At 61.3% G+C, this 20,628-nt stretch carries 17 protein-coding genes; all 17 read right to left on the bottom strand.

Annotated elements, in window-relative coordinates; translation table 11 throughout:
• Window positions 1-14: 14 nt before the first annotated feature.
• The 17 genes from P0Y58_09870 to P0Y58_09790 all read right to left on the bottom strand — a co-directional run bounded on the left by P0Y58_09870 (window position 15) and on the right by P0Y58_09790 (window position 20,622).
• A complete protein-coding gene (locus tag P0Y58_09870; GenBank protein ID WEK32472.1) occupies window positions 15-1,913 on the bottom strand; it encodes an N-acetylneuraminate synthase family protein in 1,899 nt (632 codons plus the stop codon).
• Window positions 1,910-3,274 (bottom strand): CBS domain-containing protein, encoded by a 1,365-nt coding sequence (locus tag P0Y58_09865; protein ID WEK32471.1) that lies wholly within the window; start codon window positions 3,272-3,274, stop codon window positions 1,910-1,912. The genes P0Y58_09870 and P0Y58_09865 overlap by 4 nt, the downstream gene beginning before the upstream one ends.
• Window positions 3,271-3,963 carry a sugar phosphate nucleotidyltransferase gene (locus P0Y58_09860; protein WEK32470.1) on the bottom strand — a complete coding sequence of 231 codons (693 nt, stop codon included), beginning with the start codon at window positions 3,961-3,963 and terminating at the stop codon, window positions 3,271-3,273. Before P0Y58_09860 ends, P0Y58_09865 begins: the two co-directional genes overlap by 4 nt.
• The gene (gene rfbH / locus P0Y58_09855) at window positions 3,963-5,285 is read right to left on the bottom strand and encodes a lipopolysaccharide biosynthesis protein RfbH (protein WEK32469.1); all 1,323 of its coding nucleotides are present in this window, start codon (window positions 5,283-5,285) and stop codon (window positions 3,963-3,965) included. The genes P0Y58_09860 and rfbH overlap by 1 nt, the downstream gene beginning before the upstream one ends.
• Entirely contained in the window at window positions 5,278-6,345 is a 1,068-nt protein-coding gene (gene rfbG / locus P0Y58_09850; protein ID WEK33305.1) for a CDP-glucose 4,6-dehydratase, read from the bottom strand. The genes rfbH and rfbG overlap by 8 nt, the downstream gene beginning before the upstream one ends.
• Window positions 6,336-7,106: a glucose-1-phosphate cytidylyltransferase gene (gene rfbF, locus P0Y58_09845; GenBank protein ID WEK32468.1), complete on the bottom strand. Its 771-nt coding sequence runs from the start codon at window positions 7,104-7,106 to the stop codon at window positions 6,336-6,338. The genes rfbG and rfbF overlap by 10 nt, the downstream gene beginning before the upstream one ends.
• A gap of 204 nt (window positions 7,107-7,310) precedes the next feature.
• Window positions 7,311-8,786: a transcriptional regulator FleQ gene (gene fleQ / locus P0Y58_09840; protein ID WEK32467.1), complete on the bottom strand. Its 1,476-nt coding sequence runs from the start codon at window positions 8,784-8,786 to the stop codon at window positions 7,311-7,313.
• A gap of 168 nt (window positions 8,787-8,954) precedes the next feature.
• A complete protein-coding gene (locus tag P0Y58_09835) occupies window positions 8,955-9,284 on the bottom strand; it encodes a flagellar protein FliT (GenBank protein WEK32466.1) in 330 nt (109 codons plus the stop codon).
• Complete coding sequence (gene fliS / locus P0Y58_09830; GenBank protein ID WEK32465.1) at window positions 9,265-9,666, bottom strand: flagellar export chaperone FliS; 402 nt, start codon at window positions 9,664-9,666, stop codon at window positions 9,265-9,267. The genes P0Y58_09835 and fliS overlap by 20 nt, the downstream gene beginning before the upstream one ends.
• 126 nt (window positions 9,667-9,792) lie before the next feature.
• Window positions 9,793-11,181 carry a flagellar filament capping protein FliD gene (gene fliD, locus P0Y58_09825; GenBank protein WEK32464.1) on the bottom strand — a complete coding sequence of 463 codons (1,389 nt, stop codon included), beginning with the start codon at window positions 11,179-11,181 and terminating at the stop codon, window positions 9,793-9,795.
• Between the two features lie 83 nt (window positions 11,182-11,264).
• Window positions 11,265-11,615 (bottom strand): flagellar protein FlaG, encoded by a 351-nt coding sequence (locus P0Y58_09820; protein ID WEK32463.1) that lies wholly within the window; start codon window positions 11,613-11,615, stop codon window positions 11,265-11,267.
• Between the two features lie 77 nt (window positions 11,616-11,692).
• A complete protein-coding gene (locus P0Y58_09815) occupies window positions 11,693-13,135 on the bottom strand; it encodes a flagellin (protein WEK32462.1) in 1,443 nt (480 codons plus the stop codon).
• A gap of 268 nt (window positions 13,136-13,403) precedes the next feature.
• Window positions 13,404-14,333 (bottom strand): ketoacyl-ACP synthase III, encoded by a 930-nt coding sequence (locus P0Y58_09810; protein WEK32461.1) that lies wholly within the window; start codon window positions 14,331-14,333, stop codon window positions 13,404-13,406.
• A gap of 376 nt (window positions 14,334-14,709) precedes the next feature.
• Window positions 14,710-16,272 (bottom strand): flagellar hook-associated protein 3, encoded by a 1,563-nt coding sequence (locus P0Y58_09805; GenBank protein WEK32460.1) that lies wholly within the window; start codon window positions 16,270-16,272, stop codon window positions 14,710-14,712.
• Between the two features lie 13 nt (window positions 16,273-16,285).
• Window positions 16,286-18,328 (bottom strand): flagellar hook-associated protein FlgK, encoded by a 2,043-nt coding sequence (flgK, locus tag P0Y58_09800; protein ID WEK32459.1) that lies wholly within the window; start codon window positions 18,326-18,328, stop codon window positions 16,286-16,288.
• Between the two features lie 12 nt (window positions 18,329-18,340).
• Entirely contained in the window at window positions 18,341-19,495 is a 1,155-nt protein-coding gene (flgJ, locus tag P0Y58_09795) for a flagellar assembly peptidoglycan hydrolase FlgJ (protein ID WEK32458.1), read from the bottom strand.
• An 11-nt stretch (window positions 19,496-19,506) separates the two neighbouring features.
• A complete protein-coding gene (locus tag P0Y58_09790; GenBank protein WEK32457.1) occupies window positions 19,507-20,622 on the bottom strand; it encodes a flagellar basal body P-ring protein FlgI in 1,116 nt (371 codons plus the stop codon).
• Window positions 20,623-20,628 lie beyond the last annotated feature (6 nt).

Raw genomic sequence — 20,628 nt, 5'->3', positions numbered from 1 at the left:
TTTCCCTATTCAGCTCAGGAGAGCCGCGTCAAAAACTGCAGCGCCGACCAGAAGCCGGCACCATGATCCTTGTGCCCTTGCCAGACTTCAGGAATGAAGCTGACCTCGGGATGATTGCCAATCTGTGCCCAGGTGGCCGGCCAATCGATGTCGCCGGTGCCCATCACTACGCCTTCGCCATTGGTACCCTTGGCATCAGCCACGTGCAGGTGCGCCGAGTGCGGCAGCAGCAGCGCCAGGGCAGCCTGGAAATCAAGGCCGAAGTGGAAGCAGGTCATCTGCAAGTGCGACAGGTCGAGGCACAAGCGCAGGCCATGCTCGCGTGCCTGGGTCGCCAGTTCGTCGGGCATCATGAAGATGTTCTGGTGCCGCTGGCCGCCGAAGTGCCACGGGAACGGTGCCATGTTCTGCGGGATCAGCTCGGTACCGGCGAAGTCCACCTGACGGCAGGCTTCATGGAAACGCTCGTAGAGTTCGGGCCGCATGGCCAGCGGGCGTGGCGCGTCGGCGGAGAAACCGCCGATGTTGGCAACGATCAGCCGAGCATCGGCCGCCGGGAAGAACTCGCCGATCTGCAGGGTGGCATCGACCACGCGCTGCAAGTTGTCGATGGAGCGTCGACGGTAGGCGGGATCGTCCGCAACCAGGTCCAGCAGCTCGCTGTTCTCGAACAGCTCCGGGGCGTGTACCACCAAGCGCGAGCAATCCACCTCGGCCAGGAAGGGCTGCGGCTTCAGGCTGAGGTCACGGTACGACAGGTGGAACTCGAACAGGTCCGGCTCGATGCGCCGACGGTAGTCGAGAAAATCGTGGTAGCGCACCGGCACACCCCAGCGAATCGGCATGTCGAACGCCAGCTTCTGCTCGGTTTGCCGTTCCAGCAAGTCGCTCTCGAAAAGGAAGTCGCCCTGGGCGATGTCGCGACAGGCAGGCTTGCCCAGCAGTTCCGGCAGCCGGTATGGCGGCAAGCCCTGGCCGGGGCTGGCGATGCGCAGCATGCCCTGTTCCAGTGCCGCGCCACGGGGGATGTCGCGGGCAGCGATCACGCTCTTGCCGAGGTTCTCGCGGTTCAGCAATTCACCCTGGCTGGCATGACGACCAGGCCCTTGCCAAGGCAGTGCCAGCTCCAGTTGGCGGATACCGTCCACCAGTTGGCGGAATTCGGTGGGCTCCAGGCTGGCTAGGTGATCCGGGCCTTCCATGTTGCGATCCAGCGTGATGTGGCGCTCCACCAGGCGGGCGCCCAAGGCCACAGCGCCAAGGGTGATGGCGATACCGCGCTCATGGCCGGAATAGCCGATCAGGCCATGCAGTTCCTGCAGCCGGCGCAGGTAGCCAAGCTGAATATCCGCTTCCGGTGCCGGGTAGGCGCTGTTGCAGTGCAGCAGCGCGAAGGGTGTGCCCAGCGCGTTGAGCTGTTCGATGGCACGGATGATTTCGTGCTCGAACGACATGCCGGTGGACAGGATCAGCGGCTTGCCCAGGCTGGCGGCCTTGGCGATCAGGTAGGGGTTGCTCAAGTCCGCCGAGGCGATTTTCAGGGCCGCCACATCGAAGTCTGCCAGGGCATCGACGCTAGGTTCATCCCAAGGGGTGCACAGATAAGTGATGCCCTTCTCAGCACAGTAGGCGCGTACCTCGCGGTGCTCGTCCAGGCTCAGTTCAACCTTGTCCAGCAGGTCCTGGATGTACTCCACACCGAGGTCTTCGGCACGCGAACCGTCGGCCTTGCGCCGGTACAGCGCCTCGCGGTTGCGCAGTTGGAACTTGACGCAGTCGGCGCCCGCCGCAATGGCGGCATCCACCAGTTGCCTGGCCAATGCCAGCGAGCCATTGTGGTTGTTGCCGGCTTCGGCGATGACGTACACGCGATCGCCACCCAGGGCGATGCCGTCGAGAAAAATTGTGGTCATTGGATTTTCGTCCGCCAGGAAGTTACACCGCTGGACTCGAAGCGGAAGCCTTGAGTCTGGCAGCCCAGTGCGCGCACCGCATGCACCACCCGTTGGCGATGCTGGGGCTGTACGTAGAACAGGAAGAAACCGCCGCCACCGGCGCCCAGCAGCTTGCCGCCGAGCGCACCGGCCGCCAACGCGGCCGCGTAGATTTCATCAAGGTGACCATGGCTGATTGCAGAGGAAAAACGCTTTTTCAGGCGCCAGGCCTCGTCCATGCACAGGCCGAAATCGCGCAGCTCGCCACGAATCAGATAACGGTGCATACGCCGACACAGCGCCACGCTGGCATGCAGCAGGTCTGTTTGCGAAGACTCCGACTGCATCTCCTCGCGCTGCAGTTCGTGCAGGCGACCGGAGTCGTGAGAAATGCCGGTGTCACACAGCACCAGGCAGGACTCCAGCTCATTGCGGATCGCCTCTTCCAGCCGAATCGGGTGTACCAGGTTGCGCTGGTTCTCGAACTCGATCAGGTTGAAGCCCCCGAAGGCCGAGGCGTACTGATCCTGCCAGCCACCCGCGATACCAAAGCACAGGCGCTCGGCCTGGAATGCCAACTCGGCGATCTCGTAAGTGCTCCAGCGATCCTGGCGCAGTTCATTGAAGACCGCGATGGTGGCCGTGGTGGCAGCAGAGGAGCCGCCTAGCCCGGAGCCCACGGGAAAGTCCGAACGCAAATAGAGGTCGAAGCCGTATTGCGGCTTGATCACCGAAACAATGGTCGCCAGCAGGCTTTTATCACTGGCAGCCAGCAAGTCAGCCAAGGAGTCGTAGTCTTCCTCGCGCCCCAGATCCTCGGAAAAAATGCGGATACCACGATCGCCACGAGGCACCAAGGTAGCGTGAGCATAAAGCCCGACGGTACAGCTGAGCACCGCTGCGGGGTGGTCGATGAAGAAATAGGTCAGGTCGGCGCCGCCGCCGCAGAAGCTCATGCGTACTGGTGCGCGTGCCCGCGCCAGCACCGGCACTTCCGGGCTGGCCGCCATCTGGCGGGTATAGACCTCAACCAGGTGCCCGTGCTCATCCACGGCAGGGATGGCGTTGAAACCCAGGTCGAAAGCCTTGAGCAACTCCTCTCGCGACGCACCGACCTGAACCGCGCGGTAATGGGTGTTCATGCAAGTCGTTACCGGCAGGTCGGTATGCCCGCCCTGCAGCAGGTGGCGACGCACATCGCCGTTGGTCACCACCCCCAGCAGACGGTGGTCGTCAGCAACCACAAAAGCGATCTGCAAGGCGCCCGCCTCGATGCACTTGACCGCATCGAGAATGCTTTGGCGCTCGCCAATGCTGAGGGTCTGCACCAGCAGGCTCATAGGGAAGTATCCGGATGAAATGCATGGGTGTAGTGCGCAAGCGACTCAGGCGTGCCGATGTCGATGAAACGCCCGCTGTAATCGACAACGTTCACGGGCCCTCGCTGGAGCAACTCGGGCAACAGGTCGTGCTCCATCGAGCATGCGCGAACGGGCGTATCGGCGAAGGCCGACGCGGTGAAGGCGTAAACCCCGGCGTTGATCAGCCCGGCGCCCTGCACGCCTTTTTCCTGCAGCGCAGCCAGGTGCCCGGTAGCCGTCAGCGCCAGGCTGCCATACCGGCTGCGGTCATCTACCCGCGCCGCCAGCACGGCGTTGCCTTCGCTCAGAAGCATCTGCCGGTAGCCCTGCACATCCACGAAGGTGTCGGCATTCAGTACCAGGTACCGACCCTGCGCAGTTTGCTCGCTCAACGCGTTGAGCAGCGCACCGCCAGTTCCCAGTGGGCTTTCCTCCACAACCATCGACAGTGGCAGCCCGGCCTGGCGAGCCAAATCGGCAAGCTGCTCGACTACCTGCTCGGCGCGGTAATGCGCGCACAGCACGCCTTCGCTGATGCCGGCACGGGCCAACTGGCTCAGTACGCGCGCCAGGAATGGCTCACCGTGAACGGGTACCAAAGCCTTCTGCGAGTCAGTGACGCTGCGCAGCCGCGTACCGAAACCGCCACACAGGACGTAGGCGCGCATCAGCACACCCTCTGCAGGTAGGTTTCCAGGCAGCGTGCCGCATGTTCCAGATGGTCGTCGCTCAAGCCCGGCCACAGGCCGATCCAGAACGTGTCGTTCATGATCTTGTCGGTGACCGGCAACTCGCCGGAAACCCGGTAGTTCAACCCCTGCATGTAGGGCTGACGGGTCAGGTTGCCGGCAAACAGCAAGCGCGTGCCCACACCGTGCTCATCCAGGTAGCGCACCAGTTCGACGCGATTTATTGCGCAGCCATCGCGCAAGGTAATCGGATACCCGAACCAGGAAGGGTCACTGTCGTGGGTAGCCTGCGGCAGGATCAGTTTGTCCGCACAACCGGCCAGCCGGTCGCTGAGCCAGCCAAAGTTGCGCTTGCGCGCAGCAACGAAATCATCAACCCGGTCCATCTGCGCCAGCGCGCAGGCGGCCTGCATGTCGGTGATTTTCAGGTTGTAGCCCAGGTGCGAGTATGTGTACTTGTGGTCGTAGCCTTGCGGCAGGTCACCCATTTGCCAGCAGAAGCGCTTGCTGCAGGTGTTGTCCTCGCCCGGCGCGCAGTAGCAATCGCGGCCCCAGTCGCGGTACGACTCGATGATGCGCTTGAGCAACGGCGAGTCGGTGAACACCGCTCCGCCCTCGCCCATGGTGATGTGGTGCGCCGGGTAGAAGCTGAGGGTGCCGATGTCGCCGAAAGTGCCGACCATGCGCCCCTGGTAGGTGGAACCCAAGGCATCGCAGCAATCTTCGATCAGCCACAGGCCGTATTTGTCGCACAGGGCGCGGACGACGCTCAGGTCGAACGGGTTGCCCAGTGTGTGGGCCAACATGATGGCCTTGGTTTTCGGGCCGATGGCCGCTTCGATAAGCGCGGGGTCGATGTTGTAGGTGCCCATCTCGATATCGACGAACACCGGTACCGCACCGAACTGCAGGATCGGGTTGACGGTGGTCGGGAAACCGGCAGCAACGCCGATCACCTCGTCACCCGGCTTGATCGCCCGGTCGCCGAGGCGTGGCGATGTCAGGGCGGAAAACGCCAGCAGGTTGGCCGAGGAGCCGGAGTTGGTAGTGAGTACGCAGCGTCGCCCCAGGTACTTGGCCAGGCGCTTCTCGAACGCCTCGTTGAAGCGGCCGGTGGTCAGCCAGCCATCCAGCACGGCTTCGGTCATGGACTGCAACTCGCCCGCGCCGATCACCTTGCCGGAAGGCGGAACGCTGCTCTGCCCGGCCACGAAGGGTTTCGGCGCCATCTGCAGCTCGGCATAGCGCCCGACCAGTTCGGCAATCTGTTGGCGCAACTGCTGCGCCGTACTGTCACTCATGGGTTCCGCCTTGGTGAACCGCGATCTGCTCGCGGGTAACGATGTTCATGTCACGCCCTGCGCGCCAGGCCAGGTGCCAGTCCAGGGTATGTTTCAGGGTGTCGTCCAGCGACCAGCGGGGTGCCCAGCCAAGCACTTGCCGCGCCTTGCTTGAGTCCAATGCCAGCAGCCCGGCTTCGTGCGGCTGGGCATCGCCGGCAACCGACCAGCGCGCCTCGCCCGGCCAGCGTTCGGCCAGGCGCTGGACGATGTCGCCTACGGTGGCCAACCCGGCGCTGTCGGGGCCAAAATTCCAGGCGGTTGCGTGTTGGCCCGCGTCAGTCAGCAAGCCCTGCGCCAGCTGCAGGTAGCCCATCAGCGGGTCGAGCACGTGCTGCCAAGGACGCGTCGCGTCGGGATAGCGCAAGACCACCTCTTCACCGGCCTGCCAGGCGCGGAAGATATCCGGTAGCAAGCGCTCGGCAGACCAGTCGCCGCCACCCAGTACATTCCCCGCGCGGGCCGTGGCCAAGGCCACGCCTGCGTTACGCAGAAACGAGTCGCGGTAGCTGGCGCACAGCAGCTCGACACAGGCCTTGCTGCTGCTATAAGGATCGAAGCCGCCCAGTGCATCCTGCTCCCGGTAAGGCCAGGGCCACTCGCGGTTGTCGTAGCACTTGTCAGTGGTCACCACCAACACCGCGCGTACCGAAGGCGTGGCGCGCACCGCCTCCAGCAGGTTGAGCGTGCCCATCACGTTGGTTGCATAGGTATCGGCTGGCGCACGGTAGGATTCGCGCACCAACGGCTGCGCCGCCAGGTGCAGCACCAGTTCGGGCTGAAACTCCTGCAGGGCACGCGCCAGCGACGAGGCATCGCGGATATCGGCGAAGTCACCGGGCGCCTGCTGTTCCAGCTGTGCAACCTGCCACAGCGATGGCGTGGTTGCAGCAGGCAAGGCATAGCCGCGCAGCTCGGCGCCAAGCTGGCGCAGCCATAGCGCCAGCCAGCCGCCCTTGAAGCCGGTATGCCCGGTCAGGAAGACTCGGCGGCCAGCCCAGAATGCCGGGCTCAACGCCATAGCTGCCATGCTGCGTCGCCGTTCTTCCAGTGTGTTTCAAGCAGCGTGCGATCACGCAGGGTATCCATCGGTTGCCAGAAGCCACGATGCAGGTGGCTCATCAGCTGGCCGTCTTCGGCCAGGCGACGCAGGGGCTCGTCTTCCCAGGTGGTGGCATCACCTTCGATGTATTCGAGCACGGCCGGTTCGAGCACAAAGAAACCGCCATTGATCCAGCCACCATCACCCGCGGGCTTTTCCTGAAAGCCACGCACCTGTTCGCCCTGCACATCCAGCGCGCCATAACGCCCTGGCGGTTGCACGGCGGTAACCGTGGCCATCTTGCCGTGCTGGTGATGGAAATCGATCAGGCGCGGAATATCGACATCGGACACACCGTCGCCGTAAGTCAGGCAAAAGGTTTCATTGCCAACGTACTCGCGGACACGCTTCAGGCGGCCACCGGTGGCGGTGTTTTCCCCAGTGTCCACCAGCGTCACACGCCAAGGCTCGGCGTGGCGGTTATGGATGTCCATGCGGTTTTCCACCATGTCGAAGGTCACGTCCGACATGTGCAGGAAATAGTTGGCGAAGTACTCCTTGATCACATAGCCCTTGTAGCCCAGGCAAATGACGAAGTCGTTGATACCGTAGTGCGAATAGATCTTCATGATGTGCCAGATGATCGGTTTTCCGCCTATCTCGATCATTGGCTTGGGGCGCAGGTGGGATTCTTCGCTGATGCGTGTGCCCAGCCCACCGGCCAGAATGACTGCTTTCATTGTGCTCTTCGTCCGCATTGGTCGGAGGGGCGACAGAAAACTGACCCCTGGCCCTATGCACTAGGCAAAGCAAAACGCATGCCTGCTTTATGAAAGCTTTTTAATGGATTGGATTTTGATCCTGGCCACTTGCCTGGCCCCATTCGCGGGTTCATCGATGCGTCGAACCGCGCGTAGAGGCCGGCACAGGCCAGGCGCCAGGCATCAATCCTCTGCCTGGTCCTCGCCGCCTTGGCGACTCATACCGTACTTGCGCATCTTCTCGACCAGGGTGGTACGACGAATACGCAAACGTTCAGCCGCGCGCGCAACGATACCGTTGGCATCGTCCAGCGCCTGCTGGATCAGGCCCTGCTCCAGGCTACCGAGGTAGTCCTTGAGGTCCAGGCCTTCGGGCGGCAGCATTGCAGGGTTGCTGAAGTTGGGTGTGTGACCGTTGATGGCCACGCGTTCTTCCAGGTCGCTGCGCAGGCTGTCGACCATCTGCTCGTCTTCGTCATCGACGTAGCGGAATTTCTTCGGCAACTCGGACACGCCAATCACCCCGTACGGGTGCATGATCGCCATGCGCTCGACCAGGTTGGCCAGTTCGCGCACGTTGCCCGGCCAACCGTGGCGGCAAAGCGACATGATCGACGCCGAGTTGAAGCGGATGGAACCGCGCTTCTCGTGCTCCATGCGCGAAATCAGCTCGTTCATCAGCAACGGGATGTCTTCCACCCGCTCACGCAGCGGCGCCATCTCGATGGGGAACACGTTCAGGCGGTAGTACAGGTCTTCGCGGAAGGTGCCGTCCTCGATCATGGTTTCGAGGTTTTTGTGCGTTGCCGCGATGATACGCACGTCGATGCTCTGGGTCTTGTTGCTACCCACGCGCTCGAAGGTACGCTCCTGCAGCACACGCAGCAGCTTGACCTGCATCGGCAACGGCATGTCGCCGATTTCATCGAGGAACAGGGTACCGCCGTTGGCCAGCTCGAAACGCCCGGCACGGCTGGTGATTGCCCCGGTAAAGGCACCCTTCTCGTGGCCGAACAGTTCGCTTTCCAACAACTCGGCCGGGATCGCGCCACAGTTAACCGGCACGAACGGCGCTTCACGGCGCTTGGAGTGATAGTGCAGGTTACGCGCCACCACTTCCTTGCCGGTGCCCGACTCACCCAGGATCAGCACGCTGGCGTCGGTATCAGCCACTTGCTGCATCATCTGCCGGACATGCTGGATGGCACGGCTGGTGCCGACCAGGCTGCGGAACAAGTTAGGCTCACGCTGGCGGCCGCGCTCACGCGCCTGGTCGTACATCTCGCGATAGACCTGGGCCCGGTGCAGCGAATCCAGCAACTGGCTGTAGCTTGGCGGCATTTCCAGGTTGGAAAGTACCCGACGGCGAAGGTCTTCCGGGAACTCCGCAGAAGAAATATCACCCAAAAGCATTACCGGAAGGAACTCATCCCACCCAGCCAGTGTCTTAATGAGCCCCAGAAGATTACCCGGAGCATTTACAGCACCGACGAGCACGCACAGCACTTCGCGACTGGAGGACAGCGGCTCGACAGCCTGCTGCCAGTCATGGCTGGCGCACGCGATATTTTCTTCGCCGAGGAAGTTCAGCACCACCGCCAGATCGCGGCGGCGCGCGCTGTCGTCATCGATCAGCAGAATCTTGGTTTCACGCCACATGCAATAGCAACTTCCCTAGTCATATCGCCGCCCTGCAGGGGCATGCTCGACATCATTCCGACTGAATGGTCAGTGTTCGGACGTCTGGAATTCGAGAACAGACACTAGTAAAGTCAAAAAGGCCCGCACAGTCAAATTTATGGCGCCTTTTGTCAGGTTGTGCGCATCTTAACTGAACAGATGGTATACCTTCGATGCATTTTTCGCCTGATTGATCTGCATCATCTCTTCGGCAATTGCCTGGCGCTCACCGGTTGTCACGTCGATGAGATTGCGGTAGACCAGCAGCACCCCTTCCAGTTTCTCGCGTAGCAACACCTGGTCCATCGCATGGGTTTCCAGCACATCGTCGATGCACGCGCGACACGCCACATCCAGCTGGGCAATGGCATCCCAGTCACGCTCACCCAAGGCGCCGATCAGGGCATCGCAGGTGTCATCGAGGCGTTGCAGTGCGGTCACGGTAGTCTCCTTGCCTTCAGCTGGCAGGCTGGGCATCGGCGATGCCGTCCCAACCGCTTTTCACGGTAATCAGCAGCTGGGCAACTTCGTCGATGATGCCGGCATCGTTGTCGATATTGGCCTGCATCAGGCGGTTGGTCATGTAAACGTACAGGGCGTCGAGTTTCTCTACAGCCTCTGGGTTTTCGCTCTTTTCAGGCTGCAAACCATCGCGCAGGCCGATAATGATGTCGATTGCCTTGCCAAGCATCAGCCCCTTTTCAGCGATGTCGCCACGGGCCATGGCACCCTTGGCCTGAGCCATGCGATCAAGGCCGCCTTCCATCAGCATCTGCACCAGGCGGTGCGGCGTGGCTTCGGAAATCTGGGCATGGGAATTGACCTTCTGGTACTGACGAAGGGCTCTCATGGGATTCATCTTGCGACCTCGTGACGGGCAGGCTTAAGGGGAGATATTCCTTGTATCGGGCAGGCGGCGAAAAACTTTACCGGCCGATGACATGAAGCCCGGCATCATGCCCGGGCCACATGCAATGTTCACGATTTAATCGTCACTGCTCGACTTGTTCAGCGCATTGAGCGTGCTCAGCACGGAGCTCTGCTGCTGGCGCAACTGAGTGACCAGGGTATCCATGTTGTTGTACTTGTCCTGCAGGCTCTTCTGCAGGGCTTCCATACGGGCGTCCAGGGTATCCTGCTCGGTCTTGAGCTTGGTCAGGCTTTCGCTCAGCACCTTGGAACGCTCGGCCAGGGTACCTGTACTGGCCTTGGCGAACGGCTCGGTGACCTTTTGCAGGCGAGCCAACAAACCGTCCTTGCCATTGAAGATACTGGTCAGGTCCGCCGCATTGGTAGAGGCCACCTTGTCCCACTTCTTGTCATCCAGGCTCAGCGCACCGCCATCCTGGGCTGAAGTGACGCCAAAGGCCGCAAGCGACTTCAAGGTGCCATTGCCCGATACCGCATTGAGCTCTTCACGAATGGAGGACAACAACGTCCGCATCGTGGCATCACCGGTCAGCGCCGCCGACGTCATGGTGCCATCGGCGTTCTTGGTGACCTTGGTTTCAGCGTTCATGACGGTGAGCAAGGCGTTGTAGGTATCGATGAAACCCTTAAGGCCCGACTTCAACGTCGTAGAGCTGGTAGTCAGCGAGAGAACCGTCGCTGTAACCTCGCCACTTGTAGCGTTTTTCGGCGAAGTACCTAACAACTTGATGTTCAGACCACTTACGGCATCGGTGATGTCGTTGGTCTTGGACTTCATCGCAATACCGTCAAGCGTGTACTCGGCATCCGCCGGCTCATCGACAACGGTATAGCCTGTATCAATGCCCGAATTGCCCGAAAGGGTGATTTCGGAGCCGTCACCCATCTTGGTCGAGGTGATGATCAAACGCGAGCCAGTGGCGTCGGTCAGGACGTTGGCACTCAGGCCTGCGGTACTGAACTGACTGTTGATGCTATCGCGAACCTGCTGCAGGGTTGCGCCAGCAGGAACACTCAGATCGTAGGGCTTGCCATTCTGGGTCATGGTCAACGTGGTCGGGCTGCCAGTCGCATTGACTACAGAGCCCGTACCATTTGCGTAGACCCTTGTCGAAACCTTCGACGCAGTCGCCAGTTTGTCGACAATCAACTTGAACGAACCATTGGCAGCCCCGGTGCCCATGGTCACGGTCGCCACCTTCTCATCCGAAGATTTGAGGCTGAGGCCACCGAAACTATTGGTGTCGGTCATGTTGGTCAAAGCGCCGCGGAAGGCACTCAGCGCCGACTGAATCTTGCCGATAGAGGACAACGTGGTGGTTGCCTTCAGCGTTTGGGTATTGATCTGCGCCTGCTTTGGCGCCTTTTGCGCGGCCACCAGGGAATCCACGATTGCCTGGGTATCAATGCCCGAGCCAATACCGCTGACTGTTGTACCTGCCATCATTGCTCTCCTTGTTCAGTAGCTGCCGGATCCTTGGCGGATAAATCCATCAAAAGGTCGACAGCAACAAAAATCATGCCAGCCTATACCTGATCATCGAACAGCAGGCTGCTGGCTTCACTGAGGCTTTGCGCCAGCTTCAGCGCAAGTTCCGACGGAAGCTGCCGGATCACCTCACCGGACTGGGTGGCAATCACCTTGACCACGACCCGACCCGAGGAATCATCAATGGAAAAATCCAGCTGACGCTGGCTCGACTGGACGAAATCACGAATCTCGCCAACCGCCGTTTCCAGTTCTTCACGCGAGTGCGGCTGTTTTTCGGGCGCGGTGGCTTCCTGCACTTTGGCAGGTACAGCAGGATCCCGATCAACTACTGCCGCCTGGGGTAACACTGACGGATACACCTGGCTCAACTTGACACTCATGTCCATGTTTCGAACTCCTCATGTCAAAAAGGGCAAAAGGGCACGTAAACGCGCCCTTTCACCCTTTTACTCAGGCGCCTGAATTACTGGAGCAGTTTCAGGACCGAAGATGGCAGCTGGTTAGCCTGCGACAGGATTGCAGTCGAAGCCTGTTGCAGCGTCTGCTGCTTCGTCAGCTCGGCAGTTTCCGAAGCGAAGTCCACGTCCTGCACGGTGGAGCGGGCAGCGGTGGAGTTCTTCTGGATGTTCTGCAGGTTGTCGACGGTGGTTTGCAGACGGTTCTGGGTAGCACCCAGGCCCGAACGCACGCTGTCGATCGAGCCGATGGCCTTGTCGATAACGGCCAGGGCGTTCTGGGCGTTGGTGGCCTCGGTAACATCGGTATCCGCGATGGTGGTCTTGCCCGAAGACTTGGAAGCTGCACCGAACAGGTCGGTAGCGCCAGTACCGGTGGTACCGTTGGCAACCGAGTAACCTTTGGCAGAGTCCAGGGAAATCTGGCCAGTTACAACCGATGTGTCATCGGCAGTAGCGGAAAGCGTGGCCAGAGTGGTTGGGAAATCACCACTGCCATCCCGCGCACCGACAGAAATGGCATCAGCGCCAGCCTTCGAGGTGAATTTCAGGTTCTCGCCAGTGTCCGACTTGACCGACAGACTCTTGGTCGATTCGTCGTAGTTGACGCTGATACCCAGCTTGGCGGCGTTGGACTTCAACTGATCAGCCAGGCTTGCAGTGTCTTTAACACCAATGAAGCTTACGGTGCTGCCACCAACGGTCAGCTCGAAGTTGGCTGGAGTGGTTGCTGCACCACTGGCAACGGCCAGCTTCACTTCGGTGCTGGCAGAGGCAGTCAGGCCACCGATCGAGCCGTTGAGTTTGGCAGCGATATCTTTGGCCGAAGCACCTTCATCATAGCTGATGGTCTTGGATTGGCCGTTACCGGTTACAACCAGATCTGCCGCTGCCACGCCGCTGGCGCTTGGAGTGATAGTGCCCGACTTGATCTGCTGCGAACCAATGCTCTTGGCCGAAACGTTGTCCAGTGCCAGGTTGATGGTTTCGTTGGCGTTGGCGCCGACCTGGATGGCCTTGGTGCCGTACGAGCCGTCCAGCAGCTTTTGGCCACCGAAGGTGGTGGTTTCCGAGATACGGTTCAGCTCAGCGGTCAGAGCCTGGTATTCGTCGTTGTTCGACTTACGGTCGTCGGCGCTCAGGGAGCCAGTAGCCGAGGACAGGGCCAGGGTACGCATTTTCTGCAGGATGTCGGTCGAAGCCTGCATCGCACCTTCAGCGGTCTGGGCGATCGAGATACCGTCGTTGGCGTTCTTCACAGCCTGGCCCAGGCCATTGATCTGGCTGGTCAGACGGTTGGCGATCTGCAGGCCGGCAGCGTCGTCTTTGGCGCTGTTGATGCGCAGACCCGAGGACAGACGCTGCATCGAAGTGGTCTGGGCAGTGCTGGCCTTGGTCAGGTTGCCCTGAGTGGTGATCGACGCAATGTTGGTGTTTACAGTTAAAGCCATGACGAAATCCTCGTTGGATGGGTACTGCGGCTTCCGGCCTTGGCAACCGCCGGACTGGCCTAGAGAACCTTCGTAATAGTTATCGTCGGGTGCGCGGGATGCTTGAGGGGTTTTTCGAAAAAAAAATGCTGGCATGGGGCCAGCCCTGAGAATTCAAGGGGTTAAGGGCGGTTTATTGGCGTCAAAAACCGCTCAAGACCCGACTGATGAGTATAAAAAAAGCGCCGAGCGGATGGCCGCTCGGCGCTTCTTCTGGACCGCGAATCAATCAGTCGCGATAGAGGATGGCCGAGCCCCAGGAAAGGCCCACGCCAAAGCCGCTGATCGCCACACGCTTCCAGCTGCCGTCAAGCATGTGCTTCTGCAGCAACAGCGGCACGCTGGAGGACACGGTATTACCGGTTTCCAGCATATCCTTCACGAACTTCTCAGGGTGCTCTTCTTCAAATCGACGCGCCACGGCATCGACAATCGCCGCACTGCCTTGGTGGATGCAGAAGGCGTCGATATCCGCCGACTTCAGGCCGCTGGCATCCAACAGCTCGTGCAGGTGCGCCGGCACCTTGACCAGGGCGAAGTTGAACACTTGGCGGCCATTCATGAAGAACTTGCCGTCAGTGACTTTCAGGTGCTCGGCACCGGAACCATCAGTGCCAAAACGCGCCTGGCCCAGGTTCCATACCGCGTCTTCACCCATCCAGGTAGCCGTGGCGGCGTCGCCGAACAGCATGGTGGTGTTGCGGTCTTCCGGGTCGACAATTTTCGAATACGGGTCGGCCGTGATCAGCAGGCCGTTTTTCAGCCCGGCAGCTTCCATAAAGCCTTTGATCGCGTACAGCCCATACACGTAGCCGGAACAGCCCAGCGACACGTCGAAAGCCGCCACGCGGGTAGACAGGCCGAGCTTGCTCTGGACGATGGCCGCGGTGTGCGGCAGGCCTTCTTCGTCACCGTTCTGGGTGACCACGATCAGCGCATCGATCGACTGCGGATCCAGGTCGGGGTTGCTGGCGAACAGGGCCTGGGCGGCTTCTACACACAGGTCGGAGGTTTCCTGCTCTTCGGCCTTGCGCGGCAGGAACGAGGCGCCGATCTTGCCGAACATGAACTCTTCGTCCTTGCCGAACTTCGCACCCTGGACGTAGTTGTCCAGGCCAGCGGTAGGCACGTAACTCGCGATGCTTTTGATGCCAATCATTCTGGCTTCCCAATGAAAACAGCCAAAGACCACCACTCGATGAATTGAGGGCGCCAAATACCGGGGCGTCACCGCCAGGGGTTGAAGGCAGAGCTCACCTGCGCACCGGTAACAAAATGCTGCAACAGCTGCTGCATAGAATACAGGGAAGATGAACGTTTTGACTCATTGGTCACATTGAAATGCTACGAAAGCCGTGCCGAGGGTGTGGGGACCGGGATTTTTGCAGGCATTAAAAAACCGGGGCCGCTTTGCGCCCCTTCTCGGGCACGCCCGCTCCCACAGGTTTGCGTGCGCTTGAGCACTGCGCAATACCTATGGGAGCGGGCGTGCCCGCGAAGGGGCGCATAGCGGCCCCGGCATTTTTGAAGGCAGATCAGAGCTTGTTGAACAGGCTCAGTTGCGAAATGCGCGAGAAGGCCAGCTGCGAGGCCTCAAGCATGGCTTGCTGCAAGGTCAGGGTGATGGCTGCCTGCGACATGTCGGTGTTGCCGATGGCGTTCTGGGTGGTCTTGTTGGCAAGGCCCAGGCTGGTGTTCTCCTGCCGCTGGATTTCCAGCGAGTTGCCACGGGCACCAATTGAACCACGGGTGATGTCGACCTGCTCACGGGCACTGGCCAGGTTGGCAATGGCCGACGCTGCGGCATCCTTGATCGCATTGGCCGCGCCTGCACCGGTCACCGGCGTGTCCAGGGCCGTACGCAGCTGGCTGATGGTCTCCAGCACGTTCTGGTTCTGGTGGGTATTGGCAGTGACCGCGAACTGGTCACCGGCCTCCGGCGCACCGGACACCTGATAGGTCACCCCGGCTACCGTCAGCGACGGCGCAGTAAAGGTACCGCTGGCAATTGCTTTGCTATCAGCGGTCAGCGGCTGGGCATACAGCTCGTAAGCGCCAGGGCCGGTGAACTTGATCACCGCACCATTGCTGGGGAAGGTGCTGCGATAGGCGGCTTCGTCGGTGACGCTGCTGCTGGTGACCTGGGCGCTGGAGGTGTTGTTGCCGTTGCGGGTGGCATTGAACGAATCCGGGCGTGCTTCCAGGGAAAACTCGCGCCCCGCCACTGCCGCGTCGGCATCGGCGCCCTCTTCCAGCGTTACGGTGATTTCAAATTCCACACCACGCAGGGCAATCTTGTTGGCGCCTTCGGTCTTGCTGTCGAAGGTACCGTTGGTGGGGGTTTCAGAGGTGACGTCGCGCCCACTGGCATCGGTAATGGTGTACTGGGTCGCGCTGGTGAAGGTCAGCTTGTACGGCTGGCCGGCAGTGAAGCTGTTGTTGTAGGTGGTGCTCGAGGTCATCAGGCCCGACGATACCCCGACCACGCCGTCGTCAGTGGCCGGCGTCAGCAGGGTCGACTGGGTGCGACTCTTGTTGCTGGCCGAGTCGAAGGCGCTGAACCCGGTGTCGTTGGTCGCCAGGTTCAGGGTGTCGGACACTTGCAGGCTAAGCTGCGTCTGGTCGCCGTGATAGCTGTAGGTGCCATCGGAGTTGCGCACATAGGGCGGCGTGGTGCTCTTCGACCCGCCGAACATGTAGTCGCCGTTGGCATCGCGCGAGTTGAGCAAACCGAAGATATTGGCCTCGATCTCTTTCAGCTCGGTGCTGATGGCCACACGGTCAGAGTCGGTCACCCCGGCACCACCGGCACGAATCGCCAGCTCGCTGGCGCGCTGCATGGCATCGTTGATGGTGGAGAGTACGCTCTCCTCCTGCAGCAGGGAGTTGCTCACCGTGTTGATGTTGCCGCTGTACTGGTCCAGCAGCGACTGCTGCTGTTGCAGCAACAGCAGGCGCGCGGCCCCGACCGGGTCATCGGCGGCGGTCTGGATACGGATACCCGACGTCACCTGATCGTTGGTCTTGTTCATGCTGGAGAAGTTCTTGGAGTAGCTACTGGCGCTGGCCTCATAGAACTGAGCAGTGGAAATACGCACGATAGTCTACTCCTTACAAAGCATTGATCAGGGTGCTGAAGGTTTCTTGCGCCGCCTTGATAATCTGCGACGACGCCGTGTAATAGTGCTGGAACTTCACCAGGCTGGCCGCCTCGTCATCGAGGTTGACCCCGGACACCGCGTTGCGGCTTTCGCTGGCGGACTTGAGCACCGCATCGGTCGCCGTCGTGTCGATGGTTGCCTGATTGGCCTTGGCACCTACACGCTCGACCAGCGAGGCATAAGCCGAGGTAAAGCTGGTACCACCGCCAGAGCCAGTATTCACCGTCGACTTGGTCTGCAGCCCCAGCAGCGCCGTAGCGTTGCGGTTGTCGGCCTTGCCGTCGGCGTTGAACGACAGGGTAAAGCTGTCGTTCTCCGCCGGGCTGCCGCCGATGGTGGTCTCAACACTGAAGGTGCGTGGGTTGCCGCCGCCATCCAGAATCGGGCTGCCGGCCGCGTTGAGCATTGGCACGGCCACCGACAGCTTGTTGTCAGTTCCAGGGACTACGCTGCCAGTGCCGATCTTGGTGCCCTTGGCATCAAACAGCGTGTAGCCCTGGGAGCCACCGCTGGCAGCGTCGAATACCACGCGCACCGGCATCGAGTCGCGAATCGACTGCTGGATCAGCGCGGTGTCGGCACCACCGTAGATGTCCAGCGACTCGCCCAAGGTCGGCTGGGTGATGGTGCCCGTGCCGCTGTTGCCGCTGCCCGAGGTCGCACTCACCGGCCCAGCAAAGGCCAGCTTGTTGGCATCGGTCAGGGTGGTGGTAATGCTGCCGGCCGCTGCACGGGTGGGAATCACCTTGAAGCTGTCGCCTGCCGCCAGGCCGCCGCCTTTCAGCGACAGGCTGAAGCCGTCGATCACTGGCGCCGGGTCGGCATTGAGGTCGAAGCTGCCCATGTCGGTGCCGTCGGAGCGACGCACGCTGTACTGGTTGGCGCTGGTGAACTTGACCTCGTAGTCGTAGGTGGTCAGCGCACCGCTGTTGGCGATGGTCACATCGAGGTTGCCGGAACCGGAACTGTTATTCGACGACGCCAGGCTGCGCTGGGCAATGGCGGTGGCGCTGTTGATGCTGGAGAACAGCGAACTGCCAAACTGGCCGTTGGCATCCAGGCCCTGACCCAGCTGGCTGTTGATACTGTCGGCCACCACCAGGGCGACACGGCCCAGCTCGTTCATCGACGGCGTCAGCACGTCCTGGCGATAGCGCAACAGGCCGCCGATCGAACCACCTGTCACCACCGAGGTGACGTCGGAGCTGAATGACTCGTAGTTGATGCGCAGGCTGGCCTGGCTCTTGTCGGCAGCACCCGGCTGCACCGACAGGGTATTGGCCTTGTTGCCGGTGACCAGCGACTGGCCGCTACCCAGGTAGACGTCGTAGTTGCCGTCACGCTCCTGCACGGTCACACCAACCAGCTCGTTGAGCTGGCGCACTGCTTCGCTGCGCGCATCCAGCAGGCTGTTGGGCGTGTTGCCAGTGCCCGATGCTGCCGCAATCTGCTTGTTGTACTCAGCGATGTTGGCAGTGAGCTTGTTGACCTGGCCAGCCATGGTGTCGAGCTGGGAGTTGATCGTTTCGTTCTGCTGGGTCAGCTGGGTGCTCACCGCGTTGAAACGGTTGCTCAGGGTTTGCGCCTGGGTCAGCAACAGCTGCCGGGAGGCAACGTCACCGGGCTTGGCCGCTGCCGTTTGCAGGGCCGAGAAGAACGCAGTCAGCACCGAGCTGATGCCGGTATCGCGGTCGGCCAGCAGCTTGTCGACACTGGTGATCTGGTCCTGGAAAGTAACGGAGTCTGCCTGCAGCGACGTTGCGGTCTGCAGCTGGTTGTCCAGGTAGGAGCTATAGATGCGACGCACGTCCGACAGCGTGGTACCGGTACCCAGGAACCCCGCCCCGATGTTGTGCGATGCCCCCGCTGCCTGGATCGTCTGCTGGCGCGAATAGCCACTGGTCGCGGCGTTGGCAATGTTGTTACTGGTTACCGACAAGGCCGCCTGGCTGGCACTCAGGCCACTCAGACCGATCGAAATCAGGCTCGACATGATTTAGTCCTTTTATAGATTCGTGGTTCTGCCAGCCATGGCGTATTGCGGGGTTGACTGCATTTGCTGGGCGATGCTGATGATTTTCTTCGCATAGCCCGGGTCGGTCGCATAACCTGCCTTTTGCAGCTCTCTTGCAAACTGCTCAGGGTTATCGGCCGAGTCCAGCGCATCTTGATAGCGAGAATTACCCTGCAGCAGGCTTACCAGGTCGTGGAAGCTGTCCTGGTAGGAGTCATAGCTGCGGAACGCTGCCGTTTCCTTGACGAACTGGCCATCGCGGAACTCGCTGGTGATCGCCCGCGCCTGCTCACCCTGCCAGTTACCAGTGGCTTTGATGCCGAACAGGTTATGGCTGCTGCTGCCATCGGTATTGCGCATCACCGATTTGCCCCAGCCGGTTTCCAGTGCGGCCTGGGCTACCAGGTAGCGCGGGTCCACACCAATGCGCTTGGCAGCTTGCTCGGCCATTGGCAGCATGGTGGCAACGAATTCGTCACTGTCGGCAAAGGCTTTGTTCGGCGCCAGCGGCGGCTGGGCCACGGCGCGACCGACAATGCGTAAGCCGTTGTCCGGCACGGCGAAGGCCTTGGCCACTTGCTGGCCGTCACGGGCAGGCACGGTGGCGCTATTGGCCGTGTCCGCCGATGGCACGATGCCAGCCAGCAGGCGGTCGGTAAGCTTGCTCGGCAGGGCCAGGCGGCGCGAGTTGAGCGCGGCGACGTCGTTACGGGTGCTGGTCGAGTCTGTGGCATGCACAGGCTCCGCCACCTTGTTGCCCCACAGCGCCGGGCCACTGCCGTCGGCACGCGGGAACGGGCTGGTGTTGACCGATGCGCTGCGACCCTTGGTCAGCTGGCGCACCAGCACATCCTGCAGACCGATACCGCCACCTTCGCGGGACATGCTCACGGCCAGCTGCTGGTCGTACATGTCGCGGTACTGCTTGACCGTTTCGGTGTTCATCGGGTTGTCGTCGGCCAGCACGTCGCTGGCCTTGCGTGAGGCCTTGAGCATTTCGCTGATGAACAGCGACTCGAACTCCTGGGCCACCTTGCGCACGTTGGCCTCGCTGTCGCGATCGCCGTGCTTGAGCGCACTCAGGCGGTTGAGGTCGGTATAGGCGCCGCTGTCGGCACTCCCGGAGACCTGGCTTTTGATATTCATCCGCGCCGTCCTCAGATCACGATCAGGTCGGCCTGCAAGGCGCCGGCCTGTTTCAGGGCTTCGAGGATGGCCATCAGGTCGCCGGGCGCTGCGCCCACCTGGTTCACCGCACGGACAATCTCATCCAGCGTGGTGCCCGGGCCGAACTTGAACATCGGCTTGGCTTCCTGCTCGGCGTTCACCCGCGAGCGCGGCACCACGGCCGTCTGGCCATTGGAGAAGGCCCCCGGCTGGCTGACGATCGGGTCTTCGGTAATGGTCACGGTCAGGCTGCCGTGGGTCACCGCTGCTGGCGACACCTTGACGTTCTGGCCGATGACGATGGTGCCGGTACGCGAGTTGATGATCACCTTGGCCACGGCCTGGCCTGGATCGATTTCGAGGTTTTCGAGAATCGACAGGTAATCCACGCGCTGGCTGGGGTCCATCGGCGCACTGACCCGCACCGAACCACCGTCCACGGCCTGGGCCACGCCCGGGCCCAGCAGGTCGTTGACCTTGTCGACCACACGCTTGGCCGTGGTGAAGTCGGGGCGATTGAGGTTCAGGGTCAAGGTGTTGCCCTGGTTGAAGCCACTCGGCACGGCCCGCTCGACACTCGCACCGCCCGGGATGCGACCGGCCGACGGAACGTTGACGGTGATCTTCGAGCCGTCACGGCCTTCGGCGTCAAAGCCGCCCACCACCAGGTTGCCCTGGGCAATGGCGTAGACGTTGCCGTCGATACCCTTGAGCGGGGTCATCAGCAGGCTGCCGCCACGCAGGCTTTTGGAGTTACCGATCGACGACACGGTAATGTCCACCACCTGGCCGGGCTTGGCGAACGCCGGCAGGTCGGCATGCACCGACACCGCCGCGACGTTTTTCAGCTGCACGTTGCCGGAGCCGGCCGGCACCTTGATGCCGAACTGCGACAGCATGTTGTTGAAGGTTTGCAGGGTGAACGGCGTCTGGGTGGTCTGGTCACCCGTGCCGTTCAGCCCCACCACCAGGCCATAACCGATCAACTGGTTGGAACGCACGCCAGAAATGCTGGCGATGTCCTTCAGGCGCTCTGCCTGCGCACCGAAGGCGCAGGACAGGAGCAGGGTTGCGGCAATCAGCTGCCTCACGTTGAACATGGTCATTCGTAC

The organism is Candidatus Pseudomonas phytovorans (assembly GCA_029202525.1).
Classification (GTDB): Bacteria; Pseudomonadota; Gammaproteobacteria; order Pseudomonadales; family Pseudomonadaceae; genus Aquipseudomonas; species Aquipseudomonas phytovorans.
This window is presented reverse-complemented; position numbering and strand designations above follow the sequence as displayed.